Source organism: Burkholderia sp. Bp9012 (genome assembly GCF_003853825.1).
GTDB classification, from domain to species: Bacteria; Pseudomonadota; Gammaproteobacteria; order Burkholderiales; family Burkholderiaceae; genus Burkholderia; species Burkholderia diffusa.
Genome location: NZ_QTQA01000065.1, coordinates 1 through 1918, shown reverse-complemented (window position 1 = coordinate 1918; position 1918 = coordinate 1). Strand labels below are relative to the sequence as shown.

At 64.4% G+C, this 1918-nt stretch carries 2 protein-coding genes and 1 pseudogene; all 3 read right to left on the bottom strand.

The window, feature by feature from the left end; translation table 11 throughout:
- Positions 1–152 (bottom strand): annotated as a pseudogene (locus DIE11_RS35865) (polyamine ABC transporter ATP-binding protein); the annotation flags it as partial.
- Between the two features lie 188 nt (positions 153–340).
- Complete coding sequence (locus DIE11_RS35860; protein ID WP_124629844.1) at positions 341–1456, bottom strand: polyamine ABC transporter substrate-binding protein; 1116 nt, start codon at positions 1454–1456, stop codon at positions 341–343.
- Positions 1457–1518: 62 nt separating this feature from the next.
- A partial coding sequence (locus DIE11_RS35855; protein WP_124629843.1) for an aminotransferase class III-fold pyridoxal phosphate-dependent enzyme occupies positions 1519–1918 on the bottom strand: 400 nt, incomplete at its 5' end.

The window sequence follows — 1918 nt, the reverse complement described above, 5'->3', positions numbered from 1 at the left end:
TTTGCGATCGTCAGGTTCACGTTGTCGACGGCCGTGCTGTCGCCGAATTTCTTCACGACGTTTTCGATGCGCACGAACGCGTCGTTCTTCGAGCGGGCCGGGGCGGCCGGTTGGGTCTGGCGTGCAGCAGCGGAAGAGGGTATCGATTGCATGGGAGTCACCATTCGTTCTTCACGGATTGCAGGCGTGAGCGTCCCCGCGCGAGACGCGCAACGCGACTCGCGGACAACGGCTCGTGCCGGATGGAACAGGGCGCGCGGCGCGCGCAGGCGGACGGCGGTCCGCGTATCTCAGGCGCGCAGGCGTGAAGCGATGCCTGCGCCGCCGTGATGCATGGCGATCAGTGGCCGGTTTTCAGTTGTGCCCACAGACGGTTCTCGAGGCGCAGGATGTCGGCCGGCATCGGCTTCATCAGCACCATCTTCTTCAGCACGTCTTCGGGCGGATAGACGGTCGGATCCTGCGCGACGGCCGGCGTCACGAACTGATGCGCGGCCTTGTTCGCGGTCGGGTAGAACACCGTGTTGGTGATCGCCGCATTGACCTTCGCGTCGGACACGTAGTTGATCCACTTCAGCGCGGCCTCGGGGTGCGGTGCATCCTTCGGAATCACCATCACGTCGAACCACAGCAGGCCGCCTTCCTTCGGATTCGAGAACTTGATGTCGTACGAGCGCTTCGCCTCCGACGAGCGGCGGTGCGCGATGCCGATGTCGCCCGACCAGCCGAGCGCGACGCACACGTCGTTGTTCGCGAGGTCGTTGATGTAGCCGGACGAGTTGAACTGGGTGATGTACGGGCGGACTTTCTTCAGGACTTCGAAGGCAGCCTGATAGTCGCCGGGGTTCTTGCTGTTCGGATCCTTGCCCATGTACTGCAGCGTGGCGGCGAACACATCGACGGCCTGGTCGAGGAACGACACGCCGCAGCCCTTCAGCTTTTCCATGTTGGCCGGGTCGAACACCAGCGCCCAGCTGTCGACCGGCGCCTTGTCGCCGAGCGCCTTCTTCACTGCCTGTACGTTGTAGCCGATGCCGTCGGTGCCATACGCCCACGGCACGCCGTACTGGTTGCCCGGATCGGCATCCGCGATCATCTTCATCAGCAGCGGATCGAGATTCGCGAGGTTCGGGATCTTCGACTTGTCGAGCTTCTGATACACGCCGGCCTGGATCTGCTTGGCCATGTAGTTCGAGGTCGGCACGACGATGTCGTAGCCCGAGCTGCCCGCCAGCAGCTTCGCCTGCAGCGTGTCGTCGCTGTCGTAGTTGTCGTACTTGACGTGAATGCCCGTCTGTTTCTGGAAGTTCGGAATCGTGTCGGGTGCGATGTAGTCGGACCAGTTGTAGACGTTCAGTTCGTCGGCGTGCGCCGACGGGCTGGCGACCGACGTGAACGCGGCCGCGGCGGCAAGGGCCGCGACGGAACAGGCTTGGCGAAGAAAGCAGGCACGCATGGTGGAATTCCCCTGGGTTATGGCGGCGTGCGGCACCCGCCGCACGCCTGTAGGCAAAGTCGTTACGAAAGGCCCAGTTGCTGGGCGGTCGCATCGACGGCCTTCTTCGCCTTCGATACGAGCTCATCGATTTCCTGACGCGAGATCACGAGCGGCGGCGACAGCAGCATCCGGTCGCCGGTCGCACGCATGATCAGGTTGCCGCTGAAGCAGAAGTCCCGGCAGATCGTGCCGACGTCGCCGCCGTTCGCGAAGCGGCGGCGTTCCGCCGGCGACTCGGCGAGCTGCAGGCTCGCGACCATCCCGTGGCCGTGCACTTCGCCGACGATCGGATGACGCGCGAAGGTCTCGCGCATCAGCGCCTGGAAGTAAGGGCCCGTGTCGTGCTTCACGCGCTCGACGATCCCTTCGTCGCGCAGCAGCTTCAGGTTCGCGACCGCCACCGCCGCCGCGACCGGATGG